Origin of the sequence: Halioxenophilus aromaticivorans, assembly GCF_042850945.1 — a bacterium.
Lineage (GTDB): Bacteria > Pseudomonadota > Gammaproteobacteria > Pseudomonadales > Cellvibrionaceae > Halioxenophilus > Halioxenophilus aromaticivorans.
Map to the genome: position 1 here is coordinate 2,380,441 of NZ_AP031496.1, position 22,167 is coordinate 2,402,607.

A 22,167-nucleotide genomic window follows, 5' to 3' on the forward strand; every position below is an offset into this window, starting at 1 on the left:
ATTAAGCCGTGCTAAAGCCAACTTCCTCTCAGCCAGTCCCTGACCAGCCAAGCCAGAAAAAGCCAAGCCAGAAAAAGCCAAGTAAGGCGGACCTGACCAAAACACTGATCCTAGATACTGCCCAACAATTAATGTTAGGGGAGGGCTACGCTGCAGTAACCACTCGCAGAATTGCCAAGGAGGCCGGCTTAAAACCGCCGACGGTGCACTACCATTTTAAAACCACAGATGATTTACTACTGGCGTTGTTTCGCAGAAACCTGCAGTTAGAGCGCAAGCGGGTGGATAGCACCCTCACGCAAGCCAGTGGGCTGGTGGAATTATGGCGCGCCTATATTGATCAGCCGCAAACTGCACTGGCCATAGAGTTTATGGGCTTGGCCAATCACCGTGAGGCCATCCGTAAAGAAATCACCGCGGTAACAGAAAAAGAACGTCGCCGGCGGGCAGACTTGTTACAGAGTTTAATGAACGATTCGATGAGCTCCAGCGAAGCTGGAATTTCTGGCTTGGGGTTGTCGGTGGTGCTGATAGGTTTGGCGCGTACTTTGGTATTAGAGCAAAACCTTGGTATTGATGTGGGCCACGCAGATACCAAGCAGTTTGTTGAACAGTTGCTTCAATCTTTGTCGTAATATCTCTCACCAAAATCCTTATTTTTCTTTTTATCTCAGCTCTGAGAAAGGCCTAGGTGCCTCTTCACAATTAAAAACTGTTTTTGCTTAAAACCGGTTTTGTAATTCCATAACGATGTACTTCTAAAACGCCTTTAATTAAACAGGTTGATACTTCCTGTTTGATGGTGGCGATTCTTAACGCCTAAATATCTAAAATACAATGGTTAACCTTGACCCAGAAATCATTTTGGTGATAAAACTGAACACCTGTTCAGTGTCGCTTGCGCCCGCAATCACAATAATTCGATAAAGAGGTTTGCTATGAGTAACTCCACTAGGGTTTCGTTGTCAGATAAATCCAAACTACATGTAGAGCATTTAACCCCGGCCATTGGTAGCGTTCTTAGCGCGCCTATAGAAGAGCTGGTTGCTGGCCTCCACAGCGAAGAAATTGTGGACCTTTTAGAGCAGCGGGGCGTGGTTGTATTTCGCGACTTGGATTTAACCGACGAGCAACAAATGGCCTTTACCCAAACCTTGGGCGAAAGTGAAAAAGGCACCAAAATCACCAAAATCACTATGGATCCTTTGGAAAACCCAAATGCCGATTATATTAAAGGGGCTTTCTATTGGCACATCGACGGCACTATGTCCGAGGTACCTATTTTTGCCTCTGTTATGAGTGCCAAGCGGTTATCACCCACCGGCGGCAATACCGAATTTTCCAATACCTACGCTGCTTTTGATGCGTTAAGTGATGAAGAAAAAGCGACTGTGGAAAAGCTGCAGGTGGTGCACATGCTTGAAGCGGCCCAGCGCTATGTAAACCCGGAGCCGAGTTACGAGACGTTATCCTCCTGGCAAGAGTTCGAACCCAATACCTTACCGTTGTTGTGGAAGCATCGCTCTGGTCGCAAGTCGTTAGTGTTGGGTTCCACGGCTTCGCACATTGAAGGGATGGGATTGCGCGAGGGAACAGCGCTACTGACCAAACTGCGTAGCTGGGCAACCCAAGACCAATTTGTTTATAGCCATAAATGGCAACTGGGCGACTTAGTTATCTGGGATAACACCGGCACCATGCACAGAGCCACGCCGTATCCTTTGGATTGCGGCCGGTTAATGTACCGCACGCAGGTAGCCGGTTTTGAGCCGTTTGCCTAGTGCGTACTAGTGCATCCTCGTGCATCTAAGACAAACAAAATCGCTCTAATAAACAATAATAAAATTCCAAGAGGTCTCATTAATGACCAGTAAAAAAACCGTAGCCTTGGTTACTGGTGCAAGCCGTGGTGCTGGCCGTGGTATTGCCATTGCGTTGGGCTCTCGCGGTTGCACGGTTTACGTCACCGGCCGGTCACAATCTGCAAAGGACTCAGTGCTGCCCGGTACCATTTATGAAACTGCCCAGGCCGTCACGGATGCCGGCGGCCTGGGCGTAGCCGTAAAAGTAGACCACGCAATTGACGAAGAAGCCAAAGCCTTGATTGAGCGCATTGAAGCTGAGCAAGGCCGATTGGATATTTTGGTCAACAATGCCTGCTCTTTACATGACGACTTAACCCAGCCAGGCCATTTTTGGCAAAAATCCTTGGCCATTTCTAATATGCTGAATGTAGGCCTTCGCAGCAGTTACGTAACTAGCTATTACGCGGCACCACTTATGGTAAAGCAGGGCAGTGGCTTGGTTGTGTTTACCTCGGCCTCCGGCTCTGTGCATTACGTCTACGGCCCCATTTACGGCGCGCATAAAGCAGGCATGGACAAATTCGCCGCCGATATGGGCGAGGATTTTAGTGAATTTAAGGTCACGGCAGTGTCAATTTGGATGGGCGCACTAAAAGCCGAGCGATTGCAGCTATTGATTGATTCTAACCCCAAAAAATATGGCTATTTAGAAAATGTTACCGAAACGCCGGAATTTACCGGCCATGTGATCTGGGCGATGTACGCGGATCCAGAGCTCCAGCAGTTCAATGGTAAAACCGTTATTGGAGCGGAAATGGCATTACGTTATGGCATACAGGACGAGGGCGGAAAACAACCCACGTCCTACCGCGATACGCACAAGGTAGCGCCCAGAGAACAATACCCCTACGTCATTCGTTAAAATAAGGAGAATACAATGAATGATAGCGAATTGATGGCACTTAAGACCGATGTTCAGTACTTAAAAGACCGCTCGCAAATTTTGGATTGCATTGCCAAGCATGCCCGTGGCCATGATCGACACGACTGCCAACTGCTAACCGAGGCCTACCACATTGACGGCGTCGACGAACACGGTTTTGCCAATAACCCAGGGCCGGAATACGCCCAATGGGCCAACAAAATACACGCAGCGGGGTCACTGTCGCACACCCATAATATCAGCACTCATACCTGTGACATTGATGGCGATACCGCCCATTGCGAAAGCTATGTGATGGTGATTTTACTCAACCCAGACGGCAACAGTGCGCGTTTAATTAGCGGCCGGTACGTGGATCGGTTAGAAAAGCGCGAGGGCGGTTGGAAGATCGCGTTGCGTCGTACCACGGTGGATGTCATTTTGGCCGGCGATGCGTCTATTCTAAACGCGCCGATATTTCACGACCAGGGCTATACCAAGGGTGTGCGAGATAAAACCGACATTTCTTACCAGCGCTCGTTGGACTTGGAGCAAACCCCCGAGCGTTGGTAAGTGTCAGGCGCTAGCGTTCAGAACCTGAAAGTCTGAACCTAGAATCATAACCTAGCAACTAGTGCCCTGTGCGATTACCTCTTGCAGCAACGGCGCTACACGGGCGATGCTAGCCGCCTCCGTGCAATAGCTATGGGCAAATTGGTAGGCGTTTTGAGCCAGGCGCTCGTTTTCTTCCGAGTTGTCCCACAGGGTTTTAATGCGGTCGGCCAATGCGTCTGAGTCGTCGGCCGGGTACATCAAGCCGGTTTCGCCGTCTTGTACGTAATCCGACATCGCATCGCCATCGGTAACAATCACCGGGCGGTTTAAATGCATGGCCAAAATAGCCGTGCCGTGGCCGTAGGGTATGTCTGATTTAAACAGCGGCAGCACCATAAAACGGCTGTGGTACAAGATGTTCAGCATGTCGTTCCAAGGGATCTCCTCGCGGACTTCCACGTTGGGCGGCACGTCCAAGCCTTTCATATTCTCTGGCGAGGCTACAATCACGGCTTTGATATCCGGTAGGGCTTTAAGCGCTTCAATCATAACCTTGTAGTTTCTGCCGCTGCGGCCAATGGCGGTGATGTAATCACCCTCAATCAGCGGCGGGGCGCTGGTGTCTACCTCTGGCGGAACCACCCCCCAGTGCACCATATCAATCCGCTCTTTGGGTATTTTAAGCTCGTCGGCGTAGAGCTGTTTCTCTGCGCTAGAGAACACCACAAAGCGCTCCACATCGCGGTAGAGCTTGATCATCATATCTTTGTTTTTGCCGGTGGGCATCACATCGTGATTAAAAGCAAAGGCAAGGTGGGGAATTTTGCGCTTGCGGCCAAGGCGATAAAACTCAACCCACTTAGAAACCACCGGTAGGTGGCTAACTAAAATATCCGCGCTGCCCGATTGTGCTGTTTGTGCCGCCTGTAAACTGCCACGGTGTAACGCAATATTGGGCGAGGTGATTTTACGCTCCAAGGCATTGTTGGGGCTGGCGTGATAGTGGGTGAACTGAGCGGAGAGCTCCGCCGGTAATTTGCCGTCGTACCAATCAAAAGTACCGGCCGGCGTTTTGGATACATTGATAATACGCAGGGGGTCCATCCTTTTATTGTCTGATTATTCCAAGTTAAAACTAAGCTGCATAAAACGATACAGCCGGGGAAGCCCCGGCTGTATTTAGGTGAAACGTGGCTTTAATTCATTTAGCCAGATATCCAGGGCCCGGCTTTCGGGTATTTCTACGTCGTCAAAGCTGATGGTTTGGCCAGCTTCGACCTTGCGCTTAAGCCGCGCGCCATTCAATAGGCCAATGGGCACGTGGTTAGGGTTATCCGCAGATTTCAGTGCAGAGCCGCGTACCTCAAAACCACCAATGGCATGCTTGATAAGGGTATCCGGGGTGAGGTCTTCTTTGGCAATGCCACCGATACTCACCGCCGGTACTTCACCATTATTGAGCAGTGGTGGCGCACCTCGGGCGGCAGCCATCAAACTTTTGGCAACCTCAAGGCCACACAAGTGGTAAGGGCGTAATAGGATATAGGCTTGGCGGCCTTTGGTGTAAAGCTTCTCGTAAGGGCCGTAATGGGGCAATGACGAGGCAACGTCGCTATCGGCTAAAATAAACACGCCGGGAGGTGCGGTGCCACATTGCACGTAATCACTGATGGGTTGGCCAGCTTTGCGGGCAGCCTCCACCAAGTGGTCGGTGTCGTTGATGTCCTCAACTTGGCCGCCGATTAAGCCATCCTGGGCAATGGTGGCGCCAAAGGCGTTGGCACAAAAAGCCTGCTCGATGTGTAATTTAGTGCCATCAGTGAAGGAGGTGGTTTCCACCAAGCTAAGCTCTTGGCGCTTAGACCAGTATTCCATGTCCTCGCGCTTGGGGTTGTGATTCAAATAACCCTTGATGTTCACATAGGCCAAAGGCTCGAAGCCCATGCCCAGGGCTTCATTGCGTAAAATTGCGGTAGCGCCAGGCTGATCGCCATCGGCTTCGGATAAGTAACCCAAGCCTTGCAGATAGGAGCCAGTGGTGACATGCAATTCGGCATTCATGGTAACCACTTTGCGGCCGGCTCTAAGGGCCTCTTCAACCACAACGGTGCTGTGAATAGGGTCGCCGGTGGATTCAAAGATGATATCGGAGTTATCGATCAACTCTTCCAGTGAGTTGGTCAGCGCCGCGCGGTCGAAATTGTCGACGGTATCGGGGTCGCGGCGGGTGAGAATTTTGGAAACTTGCAGCTCCGGGTTTTTGGCAATCACTTGGTTTGCTTGATTGACAATAAAGCCTGTTCCGACGATGCCTATCCTTGCCATAAATACTGTTCCAGTCCTGTCGATTGTGTAAATTCCGCCTGCGGCAGCTTAGTTTGTGTAGCAGTTGTGGCCTGGTGCCTTAAGGGGTTAGCCCCGTTTCCTTGGCTACCAGTTGCCTAGCCCAGTTGCCTAACCCAGTTGCATAGCCCAATTGATAGCATAGACGCTAACGGGTTCAATTTATGTCGCCGCTTTAGCAAAACGTTGATTTGGCTGCCTAATTGGCGCTATTGCTAGCGAATAGATAATGGCCCTAGGGCTTAAGTCTTGCAGGGGGGTTTTATTCCTGCAGGGCCATCGCCGATTCCGCTAGTTCTGGTGCCAGTGGCGCTAATATAGCACCAATTAGCCAAGTGTCGGCGATATTGTCCGCCAAAAGGGGATATTTGAATACTCAGTGAAGTCCTAGTTTGAACAGGTGTCTGAATATTAGACACTTCCAGCGCATCATATCGAAATAAGAATGGTTTTTATCTCTATAAGCAATAAAAAGCGTCGTCGATACATTGCTGCATGAATATGAGACACATTCATAGAAGCTGTCTGTGGTAGGTCCGTAGAGTAGCTTTCAGGTCTTCTTATTATAGCCATCGACTTGGTTTCTGACACTACGTGCAGTTAAACCGTATTTGGCCAGTCCGGTATACGACTGCAGTCGGCTTAGACTTTCCGGTTGAACAGGCAATCCCTCTCGCGCAGTGCAAGCTAAAAAGCACGCGAAATGAACCTTCAGTTCTCTATTGTTGAATAACCCAACCACAGTGAATTCGCAACTAGCAGCAAAACTGTTGCAGAGGTTTGAGTTTTAGCGGCATTTTTGCAGCGCAATAATTAATCAACGAAGTAAAAAGCGAAGCAACAACCGGTTTTTATATTTGCGCGCTTTTTGGATTGGAATGCGTTGGAGGTTAAATTAAAAGTTATTTCAAAGTTGAGGTTAACTTTAAAAACGGCACCGCGCTGCCGGGTGGCTTTTTTTAATAATAAATATATTGGTTGTTTCTAAAGCTGGCCAGCAGTGATCCGCCGTCACTGGAATTCATTAACGTTGCCCAGTCCGAGCGGTTGTCGATGCAAGCAGTTTGGAAGTGGCCCAGGGTTGCTTGGGGCGTATCGAAGCCGATGATGGTAACAACCTTACCGTTGGTGTAGCTAACAATGACGTACTCAATGGTGACTTGCGATGTACTCATACCCCTTCCTTTGCCCCAGGCAATGTATATGTGATTAGCTTGCGGTCCTGCGGTGGTCGTTGTTTACCTGTCATTATGTGAAGGCAAACTGGGCTCACGCGTCTGATAATACAGTGAAAGTCGATATGGGAGAAGTTGGATGAGTGACCGGCGTCGTTTTATTAAGCATGCTGGCAGTGTTTTGACTGGCGCGGGGCTAGCAACCACCTTACCTAATTATGCCTGGGGCATAGTGCGCCGAGACGGTGCGCGGCCTCAAATACAGCAAGGATTGCAGTTTGGTGACGTAAACGCAAACCAGGGTATTGTTTGGTCGCGTAGCGATCGCCCAGCCCGGATGTGGGTAGACTACAGCTATACGCCTTCTTTTCATCAATTTGAGACGTTACGCGGCCCCTATGCGTTGGCCACCAGCGATCATACCGCTCGGATTGATTTGCAAGGCTTACAACCAGATAGACAGGTTTATGTGCGGGTGCGTTTTCAGGATTTATCCAATGAGCGGGTAATGAGTGCGCCAGTCCAGGGCAGTTTTACCACGGCGCCGCACAATAACAGCCGCAGCCTGCACTTTTTGTGGTCCGGCGATACTGCCGGCCAGGGCTACGGCATCAATCCAGATATCGGCGGCATGCGAATTTACCGCAGTATGTTAAACGAATCGCCAGATTTCTTTATTCACAGTGGCGATACCATCTATGCGGATGGTCCCATCAGCGCCACGCAAACGGCGGAAAACGGGCAAGTGTGGCGCAATATTGTGACCGAAGACGTCTCCAAGGTGGCCGAAACCCTAGGAGAATTCCGTGGCCGTTATAAGTACAACATGCTGGATGAAAACGTACTAGCGTTTAACCGCAGTGTGCCGCAGATTTGGCAATGGGATGACCACGAGGTGGTGAATAATTGGTCCAGCGCTAAAGATTTAACTGAGGATAGCCGCTTTAGCGAAAAAAATATCCCCGCGCTGGTGGCCCGTGCGAGCACTGCGTTTTTGGAATATTCCCCCATGCGGCCCTTTAGCGCGGTAGAACAAAGCCGAGTGTATCGCAAAATTTCCCACGGCCCGTTATTGGATTTATTCGTAATCGACATGCGCAGCTATCGCGGGCCCAATAGCGACAATCAGCAGGTCAAACCCGGGCCGGAGACAGCCTTTTTAGGGCATGATCAGCTGCATTGGTTACAGCAATCGCTTTTGCAGTCAACCGCTACCTGGAAGGTCATCGCCGCCGATATGCCCATTGGATTATTGGTGCCCGACGGCGATGATAAATTCGAAAACCTAGCCAATGGTGATGGCGAGCCCGTGGGGCGTGAACTGGAAATGGCACAATTGCTACGCTTTATTAAGCGTAACAGTATTCATAATTTGGTTTGGTTAACGGCAGACGTACACTATTGCGCGGCGCACAAATACTCGCCCGAAAACGCCGTATTTAAAGACTTTAACCCCTTTTGGGAATTTGTCGCCGGGCCACTCAATGCCGGTGCATTTGGCCCCAATAAGCTGGATAACACCTTCGGCCCAGAAGTGGTATTTCACAAGTATCCGCCGGGGCCAAACTACTCGCCGCTGTCTGGTTTTCAATTTTACGGTGATATTAAAATCGACCAAGAATCGCAACAGCTTACCGCCAGCTTAAAAGACATCGACGGCAAAGAGGTGTTTAGTCAGCGGCTAGATCCCGTACCGGCACTAGACTAACCAAGGGCACTAGACTAGTTATCGAAGAGAGTAGATCGCCCACAAACGCAAAAAACCGCAGTAGAGACTGCGGTTTTTTGCGATAGAGCCAAAAATTTCGGTGCGTTTAAGACTCAGGTAACGCAGTCTCTGCGGCCGGCTTCTTGCCAAACAGTGCCAGCTTTCGGCACAACACATAGAACACTGGGGTAAAGATCAAGCCAAAGAAGGTTACCCCAATCATGCCGAAGAATACCGCCACTCCCAGTGCCTGGCGCATCTCGGCACCCGCACCGCTGGATAACACCAACGGCACTACACCCAGAATAAACGCCAGTGAGGTCATTAGAATTGGGCGCAGACGCAGGCGTGCGGCTTCTACCGCGGCCTCCCAGGTGTTGCGGCCTTGGGCTTCAAGATCGCGGGCGAATTCGACAATCAAGATGGCGTTTTTGGACGCCAGTCCAATGAGCACAATAAAGCCAATTTGCGTAAGAATGTTGTTATCCATACCCAGTAGGCTGATACCGCTCACGGCGGACAACAAGCACATGGGTACAATTAAAATAATGGCAATGGGCAGTGTCCAGCTTTCGTATTGCGCAGCCAGTAACAAGAACACAAATACCACCGCCAACAGCATAGCCACATAGGTGGAATCGGCGGAGTTTTTCTGCTGGTAGGCAAGGTCAGTCCATTCGTAGTCGATGCCATCGGGCAAGATTGCATCGGCGATGCGCTCCATGGTATCCAGCGCCTCGCCCGAGCTAAAGCCCGGAGATGAATCGCCCATCAATGCCGCAGAAGGGTACAGGTTATAGCGCGGCACGCGGGAAGGGCCGGCGGTATCTTCAATGGTGGCCACCGAGCCTAAGGGTACCATCTCGCCACTATTGCTACGCACTCGAATGCGCAGGGCGTCATCGGCGGTTAAGCGATAGGGCGCGTCGGCTTGGGCGGTAACTCGGTAGGTACGGCCAAGGTAGTTAAAATCGTTAACGTAGGATGAGCCAATAAATACCTCCAGTGCTTCAAAAATGCTGTCGGTACTAACGTTCAAGCGCTGGGCTTTTTCCCGGTCGATATCCAAATAGATTTGCGGCGTATTGATGTTAAAGAAGGAGCGGGTTTGAGTCGTTGCTGGGTAATCGGGGCTGTTGGCCGCCTGTGCCATGGCCATGACCGATTCCTGTAATGTTGCCAAGCCGCGGCCGCCGCGGTCTTGAATCATCATGCGGAAACCTCCGGCGTCGCCTATACCTCGCACCGGTGGTGGTGTAATAACCACGCCAAACGCCTCTTTGATACTGGCGATTTCTCTTTGGGCGTTAGCCAAGATTGTTTCAAATTTAATGCCTTTGGCGGCCCGGTCCTCGAACGAATCCATTACCGCAAACACCGCAGCGGCGTTGGAGGAGATACTGCGCGTGGCCGCGTGGAAACCGGCAAAGCCAACGCTATTGGCAATACCATCGATGGCCAATAATTTAGAGACCGCTTGTTGTATCACCTGGTCTGTTTCGTCCAGCGAGGCGCTCTCTGGTAGTTGCAATGCAATAATCAAAAAGCCTTGGTCTTGCTGGGGGATAAAGCCAGTGGGTACTCGGCTGAATTGGAACGCGGTTAACAGCATTAAACCGACGTAAACAATGCACACCATAGCGACTTTGTGCACCAGTGACTTGGTGAGCTTGCCGTATTTGTTGGATAAGCCATCCATGCCCTGGTTGAATTTGTTAAAAAACAGCGTGAATGGCTTCATTAACCAATTCTGCTTTTTGTGGGCATTGTCATCGTGGGGTTTCATTAAAATGGCAGCCAACGCTGGGGACAACGTGAGCGAAACCCCCACCGAAATTACCGTGGCTACCGCGATGGTAATACCAAACGCCTGGTAGAATTTGCCGGAAATTCCGCCCAGGAACGCCGTGGGCAGAAACACAGCAACCAGTACTAAACCAATGGCTACCAGTGCCGAGCCTACCTCGTCCATGGTTTTGCGCGCTGCGTCTTTGGGCGAAAGCCCGTCGCGCATATTACGCTCCATGTTCTCCACCACCACGATAGCGTCGTCCACAACGATACCAATGGCCAGCACTAACCCGAACAATGTGAGGTTGTTAAGGGAGAAGCCCAGCGCATTCATCACCGCAAAGGTGCCAATTAGGGAAATGGGTATCGCCAAAATAGGGATAATGGCCGCTCGCCAGGTTTGCAAAAACAAAATAATGACGGCCACTACTAGCACCACGGCTTCCAGCACGGTGTGTTCTACGGCGCTGATGGACTGCTCGATAAACTCCGTAGGGTTGTAGCCAATTTTGTAACTTAAACCGGGCGGGAAGTCCTCGGCGATGTCTTCCATTTCAGCAATAACGGCGGCTGAGGTATCCAGTGCATTGGATCCCGGTTGTTGGTATACCGGAATCGCCACTGCGGGATTTTCGCCAAGGTAGCCGCGGGTAATGTATTCCTGTGCGCCCAGTTCCAACCGCGCCACATCGCGCAGACGCACAATGCGGCCATCGTCGTTGGTTTTAACGATGATGCTGTTAAATTCCTCGATGGACTGCAAACGCCCCTGGGTTTGAATGGTGTACTGAAAATAACCGCCTTGAGGCGTTGGCGACTGGTTGAGTGTGCCGCCGGCGACTTGCACGTTTTGGTTGCGCAGAGCGGTTAACACGTCACCGGCACTGAGGCCGTAGTAGTTGATCAGATCCGGGTCGAGCCAAACTCGCATGGCGTAGGCAGCGGCGCCGAATATGCGCGTGTCGCCAATGCCGTTGATGCGGCGCAAGCGGTCTTGAATATTGAGTGCTGCATAGTTGCCAATGTAGGTCTGATCGTAGGTGCCATCGGGCGAAAATAAATTCACCACCAGCATTAAATCCGGCGTACTTTTACGGGTGCTAATACCCACGGTGCGAACCGTTTGCGGTAGGCGAGGCTCGGCGGTTGCCACCCGGTTTTGTACCAGCACCTGAGCCGAGTCGATATCCGTGCCTTGCTCAAAGGTAATGGTTAAGGTCATGCGGCCGTCGGAGGTAGACTGAGAGTACATGTACAACATGCCCTCAACCCCGTTCATTTCTTGCTCAATGGGGGTGGCCACCGTTTCTGCTACGGTTTCGGCGGTAGCGCCGGGGTAGTTGGCCGTTACCTGGATGGTTGGCGGTGCCAGTTTGGGGTACTGTTCAACGGGGAGCGAAAAGAAAGATATCGCACCTACAATCATGGTAATAATCGCGATTACGCTGGCAAAAATCGGGCGATCAATAAAAAATTTAGCAAATTTCACAGGGATTCCGTGTCTAAGTTGGTGTTCATCCTGAAACGACATTCCTGCCGTTTTGCGGCAACAAAATAAAAGCTAGTGCACCGCGCCACGATCTTGGTCGTTAGATACGCACTAGTTTGCCAGGGTGAGGTCTTGCTCAGTGTCGACGTCTAGCACTGCGGCCTGGGGCGGTGGATTACGGATTTCGTCTAAGCTGGGTATTACGCTGGCCTGGGGTACGTCGGTTAGTTCCGCCCATTGTAATTCCGTGTCCACTGGTGTTACCGGTTGCTGCGGCATACGGATGCGCTGAATTCCGTTGACGACGATTCGCTCATCACCGGTTAGGCCGTCTTCAATAACGATAAAACCGTTTTCCAGTAGTCGGCCAACCTCAACGTACACGCGCTCAGCTTTGTTTTCGTCGTTTACAACGTAGACGTATTTGCGGTTTTGGTCGGTGGCAATGGCTTTTTCTGGCAGCAGTAGGGCACCTTCACGCTCGCCACTGAACAAGCGCGCGCGGCCAAACAGACCGGGGTAAATAACGCCGGCTCGGTTTTCTACCAGAGCGCGGCCGGTAATGGTGCCAGTGCTGGCATCTAAGGTGTTATCCAAAAAGTCCATACGGCCGCCGTGCTCAAAGGTGTCTTCGTCCAATAATTTAATATAAATCGGATTGGGGTTGTTGCGGCTACTGGGCCGAGTGCCGGCTTGGTCCATACGCAGGTATTTGAGTAAGTCTGCTTGCGAACCTTCGAACTCAAAGTGAATTGGATCTACCGAAACGATGCGCGTTAGCAGTGTGCCGTTGGCTTCTACCAAGTTGCCGATGTCGACAAAGGCGTCACTGATGCGGCCGTCTATGGGCGCTTTGACTTCGGTAAAATCCACGTTTAGCTTAGCTTCCTCTAATGCGGCCAGGGCAACGTCCATCTCTTGCTTGCGCTGGTCGTAGGTTTCGATGGCGACGGACTGTGTTTTACGCAAATCCGCCACTCGATCAAACGCTTTCTTGGCTAAATTGTATTCCGCTTGGGCGCGGTTTAAGTCGTATTGGAAGGAGCGAGGATCCACCACAAACAGCACGTCGCCTTTGCTCACCATTTGACCGTCGCGGAATTTTTGCTCTACCAAGTAGCCTGAGACTCGAGCGCGGATATCCACTCGTTGCACCGCCTCAAAGCGGCCGGTGAATTCATCCCACTCGGTGATGGTACGTTTTTCAGGCTGGGCGACGTCCACCTCGGGTGGTTTGGGCGCGTTGGAAGACTGAGTCGCTTGTTCCAAGGGGTTGCAGGAGACAAGCGTTAGGCTCAACAGTGTAAACAGTGAAACCAGAGTGTTTCTCACGGGGTCGATTCCTCCATCCGTGTAGTTTTTGCGTGCACGAGCTAATAGCGCGCTGTGCCACAGCGTGCGGTAGCGAAATAAGGGTATAAGCAGGGGGTTATTATTAGGTTGGTCTGATAGCGACTTCTTATAAAGACATAGTGTAAAACAAATCTATCCAATCAGGGTGTGACTTTTACTGATTGGTTTTATGAATATTGCTCACGGATACTAAAGTAGTGGGTCCAAGCGTGGACATCGAATTGGCGGATTGATGAAAAAAGAGACAGCTTGAGTAGAAAACAACCATGCTGTGCACATTATTATTCGATGCGCGCACTCTAATTCAATGCGCGCACTACAAGCCGAAAACCTTCAATGGGGTAACTAATATGGTCCTTTAAATAAGGCGCCCAATGCAGCACCCTAGGGCCTGTTGACACTAATTTGGCACCACTGCTGGAGACCATCTTCCCGTTCAACTAGGCGCCAAGCGTGAAATGTAGTGGGCCTACATGAGCGATTGGCAACAACGTTGAGCGGGAAGCTGGCTCCAGCCCTATGGGTTGAGCCAGGAAATAGCCCACTCGTTGTTGCTCACCGCTTATTTGGGCCCACCAAACTTCGCGGTTCGCGCCTAGATTGGACTATTTCCTGACTCAACAGAGGCTCCGAATTAGTGTCAACAGGCCCTAGAGAAAATCTCCCAAAACCTGGCGCACCCAATCATCTACGGGGTGCTCAAGGTAGGTTACTTGTTGCTGTTCTAGGCGTGCCTTTAATTGAAATGGCTCATCGACGTAAGAGTTATCAAACAGCATTACCTGGTCACATAACGCCGCCGCTTGGTGAACGTTGACCAGCGTTCTGGGTATGCGTTGGTCGACTTTATCGTCTGGCACAAAATGCCCGCCCTCAACCACACGTTGTGACACCCGGGCTTTGTTTAACTGCGAAGACTGTAGATGAACAAAGACCAGAATAATCTCAAATTCCATGGCCTTGGCGCGGCCCAGAAAGTCGATCTTGGAGGGGTGGGAGAACACGGTTTCAAAGCAAAAACTACGGCCATCCAATAATAGTTGATTGCGTATTTCTTCGGCGATTTTGGCCGCATCGTAACTGAACGATTCCGGTGCCTCGGGGAAATATTCTTTGGCGATGAGATCCGCATTAACGAACGGCAGACCCAGCGGCTCCAGTTGCGTGCGATAGAATGTGCTCTTGCCGGCGCCGTTACCGCCGGCCAATAGCCAAAGTTGTTTCATATAAGGGGCGAATTATTAAGGGGAGAACTATTAGCTAGGAGTCAGCCGCGGGCAATAAAATTGCAGCCGTTATGCGGCGTTCATGGGCTCAAATACGCCATTGGAGAACTGCCCCAGGGTTACCGAGCCATCGGCGTCTATTTTCTCTAGCAAACCTGGGTGGTGTGCGCTGGCTTGGTACTTGGTGCGGCCCTGGCTGATAGACTTGCTCAGTTGCCCACTGCTGCGTTGGCTGGCCAGGTTGGCGAGGACATCGTTGGGGTTAACCGCTTGTCCGGCTACTGGCTCAATGGATATTTTGGCCAAACCCGTGCGCACCGCCAGTAGGGCATCCGGCGTTAGCAGATTGCCTACGGTTCTACCGATACTGGCCCAATATTCGACCTGCTCTGCAGCGCTACGATGGCTCAGCTGGCCACTGCGCTTGGCTTCTTCCATCAAATCGGCTTGTAAACGTACAGGAGACGATGCTTTAGCCATAACTAAACTCCGGCTGGTTAAGGTTTGAACAGGTTACCATTGAGTGTAGCAGAATGCTACAACTGTTTGAGCTATTGTTTTAAGGTAAGTTCAAAGCTATCGGCGTCCATCCAAGCGGGGAACTTGGCACGGAATTCCTCCAGGGCTTGGTGTTCCAGACTAACCGTGCGGATAAACGCCTCGCCCTGGGGCTGGTCAACCAGTAAGTTGCCGTCGAAGCTCACGGCCAGGGAATCACCGCTGTAGTGCCAGCCTTTGCCATCTTCTCCAATTCGGTTTACACCCACCACATAGCTGAGGTTTTCCATGGCGCGGGCTTGGAGCAGGGTACGCCAGGGTTGACGGCGCGAGGATGGCCAACTGGCCACGCAGAGCATTGCATCGTAATCGTTGCAATTGCGGCAAAACACGGGGAAGCGGAGGTCGTAGCAAACGGTGAGCAATAGCCGCCAACCCAGGTAATTCACCACAACACGTTGTTGGCCGGGCAGATAACGCAGATGCTCGTCTGCGATTCTAAACAAATGCACTTTGTCGTAGTGGTAGGTGTCGCCTTGGGGGGTAACAAACCACAGGCGGTTTAGGTTGCCTTGGTCCGTTTGGTACACCGTGCTGCCAGTAACCGCGGCGTTCAAGTCACGCGCTTGCTGCTGCATCCAAACTAGGGTGGGGGAGTTGTCGTTTTTGTTCTCGCTATTAAGGCGGTCTGGCTCGGTGGTAAACCCAGAGGTAAACATTTCAGGTAGCACGATTAAATCGGTTTTACCGGCTAAGTGCGCCAATTTCCCTTGCAGTTGCTGCCTGTTCGCCTCCGGTTGATGCCAAGCCAAATCGGTTTGCACCAGGCTGACTCGCAGTTGGCCCGCTACTTTATCGCTCACTTTTACTGCTCACGGGCTTCGGGCTTCATAAATTTAGCGAACAGGGCTTTATGGGTATCCGGCAGGGTTTGTTTTTTGCCGCTGGCTAGGTCGATATTGACCATTCTGGCAACGCCTGTTGCCACAACGGCGGACTGCTGGGTGCTGAAGATGTCGTAACGGTGTATTACCTGGCTGTTGCCAATGTGCTCAATGCTAAGCCCTAGGTACAGCAAGTCTGGATAGTGAATTGCCGCTAAAAACCGGCAGTTTATTTCGGCAACCACCGGATTAAACTCCGGGGATTGCACTTTACTGGTCTGCTGCTCAGAAAAATCCGTGCGCAGGTCTTCGAAGTAACGAAAATACTGGGTGTTGTTCACATGCTGCATGGCGTCCATTTCACCCCAATAGACTTTGCGCTCGGTGGTGAAAGGGGTGTTGGCTAAAAATTCTTCCAGTTTGGTCATGGGGTTCCTTATCGGTGGCAATCTGTTACCAGCGAGGTTTTACGGCTGCTTAAGGTTGTAGCGCGCTATCAAATCACTGGCAAACGGTTTATGGGCTTGGATTTCCTGCTCACTGAGGCCGTCTAATTCGTAGGGCAATACCAGCCAATCGTCGGTGGTGTGCAAATAGTAGTCTGGAGTTCGTTCTACCCGCACTCGGTTGGGTTTGTACCAAAGCGCAGCAATTCGTACATCTTGCGGCATATTACGCCGCGTTTTACTGCTAAGCCTACGGATAACGGCGTCTAAATTCAGCCCAGTGCTGTAAACGTCGTCCACCAGCAGCAATTTGTGATGGGATTCTAGCCGGTCTAGCAGGTATTGCGTGCCATGCACTCGAATATTCTCGTGCTGCTCTACCATGCTCTGGTAGCTGCTTAGGCCACGGTAGGAGGTACGAATGGAAATATGGTCCGTGGCTACACCGAGATACTCCAGGCAATCTTGCACAGCGATGCCGATGGGGCTGCCGCCACGCCACAAGCCAACAATGAAATCTGGCCGAAAACCGCTGTTATAGATTTTTGCCGCAAGCTTGTAGCTGTCTACCAATACATCTTCTGCGCTGAGAAATTGCTTAATCATAGGCATTATTAAAACTGAGTGGGTGCATTGCAAAGCGGGGGAGCCTGCGAGAATATACAATATTTGACTGATGCGCCAACAATTGTATTCTGATGGCGCGGCGCACCTGCATACTATTCGTGCTGCTTAGCGTGGCATTTAGTAAGTAAGTTAATAGTAGTAGGTTAACAGTAGTAGGTTAATAGGAGTCATCGTGGAAAAACCGGCTGTAGACAAGCTTTACATTTCATCTCAGCAATTACTGCAAGATTCCTATGAGCTCGGTGCCAAGGTACTGGCCAGTGGGTTTCGGCCTAAAGTGATTATTGCCCTGTGGCGCGGTGGGGCACCTATAGGCGTGGCGGTGCAGGAGTTCATCGACTGCTATGGCGGCTGCCAATCCGACCACATCGCCATTCGCACGTCTTCGTACTCCGGCATAGGTGAGCGCAGTGATAACATTCAAATTCATGATTTGACCTACTTGCTGAAAAACATCAATCACGATGACCCGTTGTTAATCGTGGACGATGTTTTTGACACCGGCCGCACCATCGATGCACTCATCACAGAGCTTAAGAGTCGCGCCAGAAAAAATTGCCCCGATGACATTCGGGTCGCAGTGCCTTACTATAAGCCTAAATCCAATCTGACCAAGCGAGAACCGGATTACTACATTCACACCACACAACAGTGGTTGAAGTTTCCCTACTCGCTAGAAGGGCTTACCGTGGCAGAGATTGCCGCCAATAGGCCTAAGCTTTATGCAACACTGAAGCCCATTTTGGATAAAAAGTAAACATGCCCAAATAAAGAGTAGAAGCACAACGGCGGCTCGCTGCCACGGTTTTATCTCGCCATACAAAGTACGTAATTAGCGCAGGGCAGCGTTTGCGTACTCACAATTCTTATAATGACTATTTACCGCTGATCACACGTCGCAACAGGCCTTATGTAACTTTATGCCAGGGGAGAACTATGACTGTTACAACTAAATTACCGACGTCTGAACCAGTAGGAACCGGTTTTAAAGCCGAAGCCACTGCCGATTCAGTGCGCGATAACATCCGTCTTTTGGGCCGTGTTCTGGGCCAAACCATAAGCCAAGCCCACGGCGATGAGGTACTTGAGCAAGTAGAGTCCATTCGTAAAATTGCTGTGGCCTCGCGCAAGGAAGAAGCCGCTGCCCGGGAAGATCTAACCCAGCTGTTAACGTCCTTGTCCGACGAGCAAATGCTTATTGTGGCCCGGGCTTTCAATCAGTTTTTGAACCTTGCCAATATTGCGGAACAGTACCAATCCATTGACCCCAGCCACGACCTAGCCCACGGCGGAGAAGACGTATTGCGCACATTTTTGCAGCGCAGTAAAACCGAAGTCAGCTCCGTGGATTTGCAGCAAGGGTTGCAAGAGTTGTCCATCGAGTTGGTATTTACCGCGCACCCCACCGAGGTTTCACGCAGAACGCTGATACAAAAACATCAACTGTTAACCGATTGCCTGGGAGCACTGAAGGGCGCCCAGGATGAAGAGCAAAAAGACGAAATCATCGAACGTATTGGCGATTTGGTGGCCCAGGCGTGGCACACCGATGAAATCCGCGAGCGCAGGCCAACGCCGGTAGACGAAGCCAAGTGGGGCTTTTCGGTGTTTGAAAGCTCCTTGTGGTACGCGGTGCCCAAGTTTATGCGCCGCCTGCACAAGATGGTTGAACAAGAAACTGAATTTTCCATGCCACGCGATTGGATGCCGCTGTCTTTTGTTTCTTGGATGGGCGGCGACCGCGATGGCAACCCCTTTGTTACCGCTGAAGTCTCCAAAGAGGTGCTCTATTCCAGCCGCTGGATGGCCATGGATTTGTACCTGCGCGACGTAGAAAAATTGTGCAGTGAATTATCCATAGTCAATTGCAGCGAAGAACTGCGCTTGGTGGTGGGCGAAACTTCCGAACCCTACCGGGATTTGTTGCGCAAACTACGTGACGACATCCACGAAACCCGAGATTGCCTCACAGCAGTATTGAAAGGCGACAGCAACAGCCGAGCGCGAGACGTTGTTACCCACACTGCGCAATTGCTGGAGCCATTGGAGCTGTGCCATCGCTCGTTGATGGAAACCGGCTTGGAAAACGTAGCTAACGGGTTGCTGCGCGATACGCTTTGGCGGGTCTACGCCTTTGGCGCGCCCATGGTAAAACTGGATATCCGCCAAGACAGTGAACGCCACACTGAAGTGCTCTCTGAATTAACTCGTTATCTGGGCATCGGCGATTACGCCCAATGGACCGAGCAAAACAAACAAAGCTTTCTGCTAACCGAGCTGAACTCACGCCGGCCGCTTATTCCCGCCGACTGGCAGCCATCGGAATCCGTGGCCGAGGTGGTTGCCACCTGCCGTCTCATCGCCCAAACTGACCCAGGAGCCTTGGGTATCTACATCATCTCCATGGCTAAGTACGCCTCCGATGTGCTGGCGGTGCAACTGCTGTTACGTGAATGTGGCTGTCAGTACCCCATGTCGGTGGCGCCCTTATTCGAAACCCTAGATGACCTTAATCGCTCTGAGTCGGTGATCGGCGAGCTGTTCAAAAGCGATTGGTATCGCGGCTACTTGCAAGGCCAGCAGCACGTCATGATTGGCTACTCGGATTCCGCCAAAGACGCCGGCTTCTTCGCCGCCGGTTGGGCGCAATACCGTGCGCAAGAGGCGTTGGTTAATCTAGCCCAAAAATACGACATCAAATTAGTATTGTTCCATGGCCGTGGTGGCACCGTTGGCCGTGGTGGTGCGCCTGCTCACAGTGCGCTCTTATCACAACCACCCGGTAGCTTGGCTGGCGGCTTACGTGTCACTGAGCAGGGCGAAATGATTCGCTTTAAATACGGCCTTACCGACCTGGCGGTGCAGTCCATGTCTCGGTTTAGCGCCGCTATTTTAGAAGGTAACCTGCTGCCGCCTCCAAAACCCAAGCCATCCTGGCGCGAGGTTATGGATAACCTAAGCGAAAGTTCCTGTGCGGTTTACCGCGGCATCGTAAGAGAAGATCCCTCGTTTGTGCCGTACTTCCGAGCCGCAACACCCGAGCAAGAGCTGGGTAAATTGCCGTTGGGTTCGCGTCCTACTAAGCGTAAGCCTGGTGGTGGCGTAGAAACACTGCGTGCTATTCCCTGGATTTTTGCCTGGTCGCAAAGCCGTATGATGCTACCGGCATGGCTGGGAACCGGTGAAGCACTGGAAAAAGCCCGCCAAGAGTTCGAGCCCGTGCTGCTAGAGATGTTTGAGCAGTGGCCGTTTTTCCGCACGCGTTTATCCATGTTGGAAATGGTGTTTGCTAAAACCGAACCTTGGTTGGCAAGCCTCTACGACCAGCACCTGGTGCCAGAGGATCAGCGCCATTGGGGTGAGGCTTTACGTGGCAGGCTGGCCAACTCTATCCATCAGTTGGTTGAGTTGGTGCCGTCCCATCGCTTGATGGAAAGCGACCCGCAACTGAAGGCCTCCATTAAAATTCGTAACCCCTACATTGACCCGCTGAACATTTTGCAGGTTGAGTTACTGCGCCGCTCCCGTGAGTGCGGCGAAGTGTGTGGTGGTACGGTATTGGAAAAAGCCCTTATGGTTACCATCGCCGGCGTCGCCGCCGGTTTGCGTAATACGGGTTAGATTTTCTCTCTTATCTTTACTCTTTTACCTTTGAAAAAGAAGCCCGCAGTGCCTATGCACTGCGGGCTTTTTGCTGAGGGCTAAAAAGTTTATAAATCGCCCAGCTGAGGGCGCATTAAAATGTCTTCCACCACGGATCTTGGACTTAAATTAAACGCGCTGAGCATCATGGCGGCAACATCTTCTGGCGGCATAAAGCGATCTTCGGGAAGATCGGTACCCGCCCAGCTGTTGGTGAGTGTCGCCCCTGGCATTACCGAGGACACACGAATACCAAAAGGTTTTAGTTCTTCACGCAGCACTTTACTAAAGCCGTACAGCGCGTACTTGCTGATGCAGTAAGAACCGCCATTGGTATAGGCGGTAATAGAGGCCGTGCTGCAAATATTAAAAATATAGCCGTGTCCCTGCTGTTTTAGAAGCGGAATGATTTTGCGCGACAGGTGATAGGCAGAATACACATTGGTATTAATTTGCTGCTCTAGGTTGCCCTCTGGTTCGGTGTGAATTTCGCCGGGCAAAAATACTCCGGTGTTATTCACCAGTACGGCAACACTTTGGTTCAGGGCTAACACGGCATCGGCAAAAGCGACTACGGCTTCATGTTGGCTTAAATCGGCGGCTAGGGTGTGCACACAAATATCGAATTTACCTTCCAGTGCTGATTTTAGCTCGTCTAAATCGGCCTGGTTGCGAGCGCAGGTGAACAGATCGTAGCCCTGTTGGCCAAAGGCTTCCAAGGCGGATCGTCCAATGCCTTTAGTGCCGCCAGTAACGACGACCAATTGTTTGTTGCTCATGCTGTACCTTGTTTACTCGCCAGTAAATTCTGGCTTACGTTTTTCAAAGAAGGCGTTAATGGCTTCAGAAAAATCCTTACTGCCTGCGTTTTTGGCAAAGTACTGTTCTTCTAAATCCAACTGTTGCGCCAGGGTATTATTGTGGCTGCCTCTTACTAGGGCTTTTGTGCTGGCAACCGCCAGTGGTGCTTTTTTGGCCAGCTTGCCGGCCAGTTTATCAGTTGCGGTGCCCAGCTCATCTAGCGGCACCACCTGGTTTACCAAATTCAAGGCCAGAGCCTCGTCTGCACTAATATTATCGGATAGCAGCAATATTTCCATGGCTTTACGGGTGCCAACCAGGCGCGGAAGGCTCCAGGAGCCTGAACAATCACCGTTGTTGCCCACATTGATGTAGGCCGAGTTAAACACGGTGTTATCTGCGGCAACCACAAAATCGGCAAACAGAGCTATACTCATACCGCCACCGGCCACGGGGCCTTGCACGGCAGAGATGATGGGCTGTGGCAGTTCGGCCAGTAATTTGAGCCCCTGGTGCAAGGGATTGATGATTTCGTGTGCCTTATCGCTGGCGGCATCGCCCGCGGCCTGAAACGCCGCCAAATCGCCACCGGCCATAAAAGAGCGACCCTCTCCAGACAACACAATAACGCGGATACCTGGTTGTTCGGCAATGGCCTTGGCGGCAGCAAGTACGCCCTGTGACGTGGCGACGTCTACAGCGTTAAGACACTCTGGTCGGTTGAAGTGGATGCGGGCTATGTGGCCGTCAATGCTGAGCTTTACGGGGCCATTAGGCTGTTGGTTATTAGACATATTTCCCTCTATTTAATAATACGCGCCGGTTATGAACAGATGACCGGGGGCGTTTAGCTTCGCAGTTACGCCTGCTACACGTTTTGGCAAGCGCGGGTTGCCACCATC

Annotated in this window: 19 protein-coding genes; 7 read left to right on the top strand and 12 right to left on the bottom strand. The window is 51.4% G+C overall.

Annotation, left to right across the window (positions count from 1 at the left end; genetic code table 11):
* The first annotated feature begins 8 nt into the window (after positions 1-8).
* From ACGHM3_RS10365 to ACGHM3_RS10380, 4 genes are all read left to right on the top strand, one after another.
* Entirely contained in the window at positions 9-635 is a 627-nt protein-coding gene (locus ACGHM3_RS10365) for a TetR/AcrR family transcriptional regulator (RefSeq protein ID WP_345416812.1), read from the top strand.
* Between the two features lie 303 nt (positions 636-938).
* Positions 939-1,781 (top strand): TauD/TfdA family dioxygenase, encoded by an 843-nt coding sequence (locus tag ACGHM3_RS10370; RefSeq protein WP_345416810.1) that lies wholly within the window; start codon positions 939-941, stop codon positions 1,779-1,781.
* 82 nt (positions 1,782-1,863) lie between these two features.
* The gene (locus ACGHM3_RS10375; RefSeq protein WP_345416807.1) at positions 1,864-2,727 is read left to right on the top strand and encodes an SDR family NAD(P)-dependent oxidoreductase; all 864 of its coding nucleotides are present in this window, start codon (positions 1,864-1,866) and stop codon (positions 2,725-2,727) included.
* 15 nt (positions 2,728-2,742) lie between these two features.
* Positions 2,743-3,300 (top strand): nuclear transport factor 2 family protein, encoded by a 558-nt coding sequence (locus ACGHM3_RS10380; RefSeq protein ID WP_345416804.1) that lies wholly within the window; start codon positions 2,743-2,745, stop codon positions 3,298-3,300.
* 51 nt (positions 3,301-3,351) lie between these two features.
* Here the strand turns inward: ACGHM3_RS10380 and ACGHM3_RS10385 are convergent, their stop codons facing one another.
* From ACGHM3_RS10385 to ACGHM3_RS10395, 3 genes are all read right to left on the bottom strand, one after another.
* Complete coding sequence (locus tag ACGHM3_RS10385) at positions 3,352-4,386, bottom strand: glycosyltransferase family 4 protein (RefSeq protein ID WP_345416801.1); 1,035 nt, start codon at positions 4,384-4,386, stop codon at positions 3,352-3,354.
* Between the two features lie 75 nt (positions 4,387-4,461).
* Positions 4,462-5,607 carry a hypothetical protein gene (locus ACGHM3_RS10390; RefSeq protein WP_345416799.1) on the bottom strand — a complete coding sequence of 382 codons (1,146 nt, stop codon included), beginning with the start codon at positions 5,605-5,607 and terminating at the stop codon, positions 4,462-4,464.
* 977 nt (positions 5,608-6,584) lie between these two features.
* The gene (locus ACGHM3_RS10395) at positions 6,585-6,800 is read right to left on the bottom strand and encodes a hypothetical protein (RefSeq protein ID WP_345416796.1); all 216 of its coding nucleotides are present in this window, start codon (positions 6,798-6,800) and stop codon (positions 6,585-6,587) included.
* Positions 6,801-6,939: 139 nt separating this feature from the next.
* Between ACGHM3_RS10395 and ACGHM3_RS10400 the strand changes: the two genes are divergently transcribed.
* Entirely contained in the window at positions 6,940-8,508 is a 1,569-nt protein-coding gene (locus ACGHM3_RS10400; protein WP_345416793.1) for an alkaline phosphatase D family protein, read from the top strand.
* 106 nt (positions 8,509-8,614) lie between these two features.
* Here ACGHM3_RS10400 and ACGHM3_RS10405 read toward each other — a convergent pair whose 3' ends face one another.
* The 7 genes from ACGHM3_RS10405 to ACGHM3_RS10435 all read right to left on the bottom strand — a co-directional run bounded on the left by ACGHM3_RS10405 (position 8,615) and on the right by ACGHM3_RS10435 (position 16,801).
* Positions 8,615-11,788, bottom strand: coding sequence for a multidrug efflux RND transporter permease subunit (locus tag ACGHM3_RS10405; protein ID WP_345416790.1), 3,174 nt, complete (start codon positions 11,786-11,788; stop codon positions 8,615-8,617).
* 111 nt (positions 11,789-11,899) lie between these two features.
* A complete protein-coding gene (locus ACGHM3_RS10410; RefSeq protein ID WP_345416787.1) occupies positions 11,900-13,120 on the bottom strand; it encodes an efflux RND transporter periplasmic adaptor subunit in 1,221 nt (406 codons plus the stop codon).
* 671 nt (positions 13,121-13,791) lie between these two features.
* On the bottom strand, positions 13,792-14,367 hold the full coding sequence (locus tag ACGHM3_RS10415; protein WP_345416784.1) for a zeta toxin family protein: 576 nt from the start codon (positions 14,365-14,367) through the stop codon (positions 13,792-13,794).
* 69 nt (positions 14,368-14,436) lie between these two features.
* Positions 14,437-14,847 carry a TA system antitoxin ParD family protein gene (locus tag ACGHM3_RS10420; protein WP_345416781.1) on the bottom strand — a complete coding sequence of 137 codons (411 nt, stop codon included), beginning with the start codon at positions 14,845-14,847 and terminating at the stop codon, positions 14,437-14,439.
* Between the two features lie 71 nt (positions 14,848-14,918).
* On the bottom strand, positions 14,919-15,728 hold the full coding sequence (locus tag ACGHM3_RS10425) for an amidohydrolase (protein ID WP_345416778.1): 810 nt from the start codon (positions 15,726-15,728) through the stop codon (positions 14,919-14,921).
* A gap of 2 nt (positions 15,729-15,730) precedes the next feature.
* Entirely contained in the window at positions 15,731-16,177 is a 447-nt protein-coding gene (locus tag ACGHM3_RS10430; protein ID WP_345416775.1) for a thioesterase family protein, read from the bottom strand.
* Between the two features lie 39 nt (positions 16,178-16,216).
* The gene (locus tag ACGHM3_RS10435; RefSeq protein WP_345416772.1) at positions 16,217-16,801 is read right to left on the bottom strand and encodes a phosphoribosyltransferase family protein; all 585 of its coding nucleotides are present in this window, start codon (positions 16,799-16,801) and stop codon (positions 16,217-16,219) included.
* 193 nt (positions 16,802-16,994) lie between these two features.
* Here ACGHM3_RS10435 and ACGHM3_RS10440 point away from each other — a divergent pair, with 193 nt between their 5' ends.
* Both ACGHM3_RS10440 and ppc read left to right on the top strand, forming a co-directional pair.
* A complete protein-coding gene (locus tag ACGHM3_RS10440; RefSeq protein ID WP_345416769.1) occupies positions 16,995-17,579 on the top strand; it encodes a phosphoribosyltransferase family protein in 585 nt (194 codons plus the stop codon).
* Positions 17,580-17,758: 179 nt separating this feature from the next.
* Entirely contained in the window at positions 17,759-20,443 is a 2,685-nt protein-coding gene (gene ppc / locus ACGHM3_RS10445) for a phosphoenolpyruvate carboxylase (protein ID WP_345416766.1), read from the top strand.
* A gap of 89 nt (positions 20,444-20,532) precedes the next feature.
* On the opposite strand, the gene ACGHM3_RS10450 is transcribed toward ppc, so the two are convergent.
* Both ACGHM3_RS10450 and ACGHM3_RS10455 read right to left on the bottom strand, forming a co-directional pair.
* Positions 20,533-21,243 carry an SDR family NAD(P)-dependent oxidoreductase gene (locus tag ACGHM3_RS10450; RefSeq protein WP_345416763.1) on the bottom strand — a complete coding sequence of 237 codons (711 nt, stop codon included), beginning with the start codon at positions 21,241-21,243 and terminating at the stop codon, positions 20,533-20,535.
* A gap of 12 nt (positions 21,244-21,255) precedes the next feature.
* Positions 21,256-22,059: an enoyl-CoA hydratase-related protein gene (locus ACGHM3_RS10455; RefSeq protein WP_345416760.1), complete on the bottom strand. Its 804-nt coding sequence runs from the start codon at positions 22,057-22,059 to the stop codon at positions 21,256-21,258.
* Between the last annotated feature and the right edge of the window lie 108 nt (positions 22,060-22,167).

Excerpts from the sequence above, each read along its gene's own strand:
- ACGHM3_RS10370 (WP_345416810.1), top strand. The coding sequence starts at position 939 with ATGAGTAACTCCACTAGGGTTTCGTTGTCAGATAAATCCAAACTACAT.
- ACGHM3_RS10375 (WP_345416807.1), top strand. The coding sequence starts at position 1,864 with ATGACCAGTAAAAAAACCGTAGCCTTGGTTACTGGTGCAAGCCGTGGT.
- ACGHM3_RS10380 (WP_345416804.1), top strand. The coding sequence starts at position 2,743 with ATGAATGATAGCGAATTGATGGCACTTAAGACCGATGTTCAGTACTTA.
- ACGHM3_RS10385 (WP_345416801.1), bottom strand. The coding sequence starts at position 4,386 with ATGGACCCCCTGCGTATTATCAATGTATCCAAAACGCCGGCCGGTACT.
- ACGHM3_RS10390 (WP_345416799.1), bottom strand. The coding sequence starts at position 5,607 with ATGGCAAGGATAGGCATCGTCGGAACAGGCTTTATTGTCAATCAAGCA.
- ACGHM3_RS10395 (WP_345416796.1), bottom strand. The coding sequence starts at position 6,800 with ATGAGTACATCGCAAGTCACCATTGAGTACGTCATTGTTAGCTACACC.
- ACGHM3_RS10400 (WP_345416793.1), top strand. The coding sequence starts at position 6,940 with ATGAGTGACCGGCGTCGTTTTATTAAGCATGCTGGCAGTGTTTTGACT.
- ACGHM3_RS10415 (WP_345416784.1), bottom strand. The coding sequence starts at position 14,367 with ATGAAACAACTTTGGCTATTGGCCGGCGGTAACGGCGCCGGCAAGAGC.
- ACGHM3_RS10420 (WP_345416781.1), bottom strand. The coding sequence starts at position 14,847 with ATGGCTAAAGCATCGTCTCCTGTACGTTTACAAGCCGATTTGATGGAA.
- ACGHM3_RS10430 (WP_345416775.1), bottom strand. The coding sequence starts at position 16,177 with ATGACCAAACTGGAAGAATTTTTAGCCAACACCCCTTTCACCACCGAG.
- ACGHM3_RS10435 (WP_345416772.1), bottom strand. The coding sequence starts at position 16,801 with ATGATTAAGCAATTTCTCAGCGCAGAAGATGTATTGGTAGACAGCTAC.
- ppc (WP_345416766.1), top strand. The coding sequence starts at position 17,759 with ATGACTGTTACAACTAAATTACCGACGTCTGAACCAGTAGGAACCGGT.
- ACGHM3_RS10450 (WP_345416763.1), bottom strand. The coding sequence starts at position 21,243 with ATGAGCAACAAACAATTGGTCGTCGTTACTGGCGGCACTAAAGGCATT.
- ACGHM3_RS10455 (WP_345416760.1), bottom strand. The coding sequence starts at position 22,059 with ATGTCTAATAACCAACAGCCTAATGGCCCCGTAAAGCTCAGCATTGAC.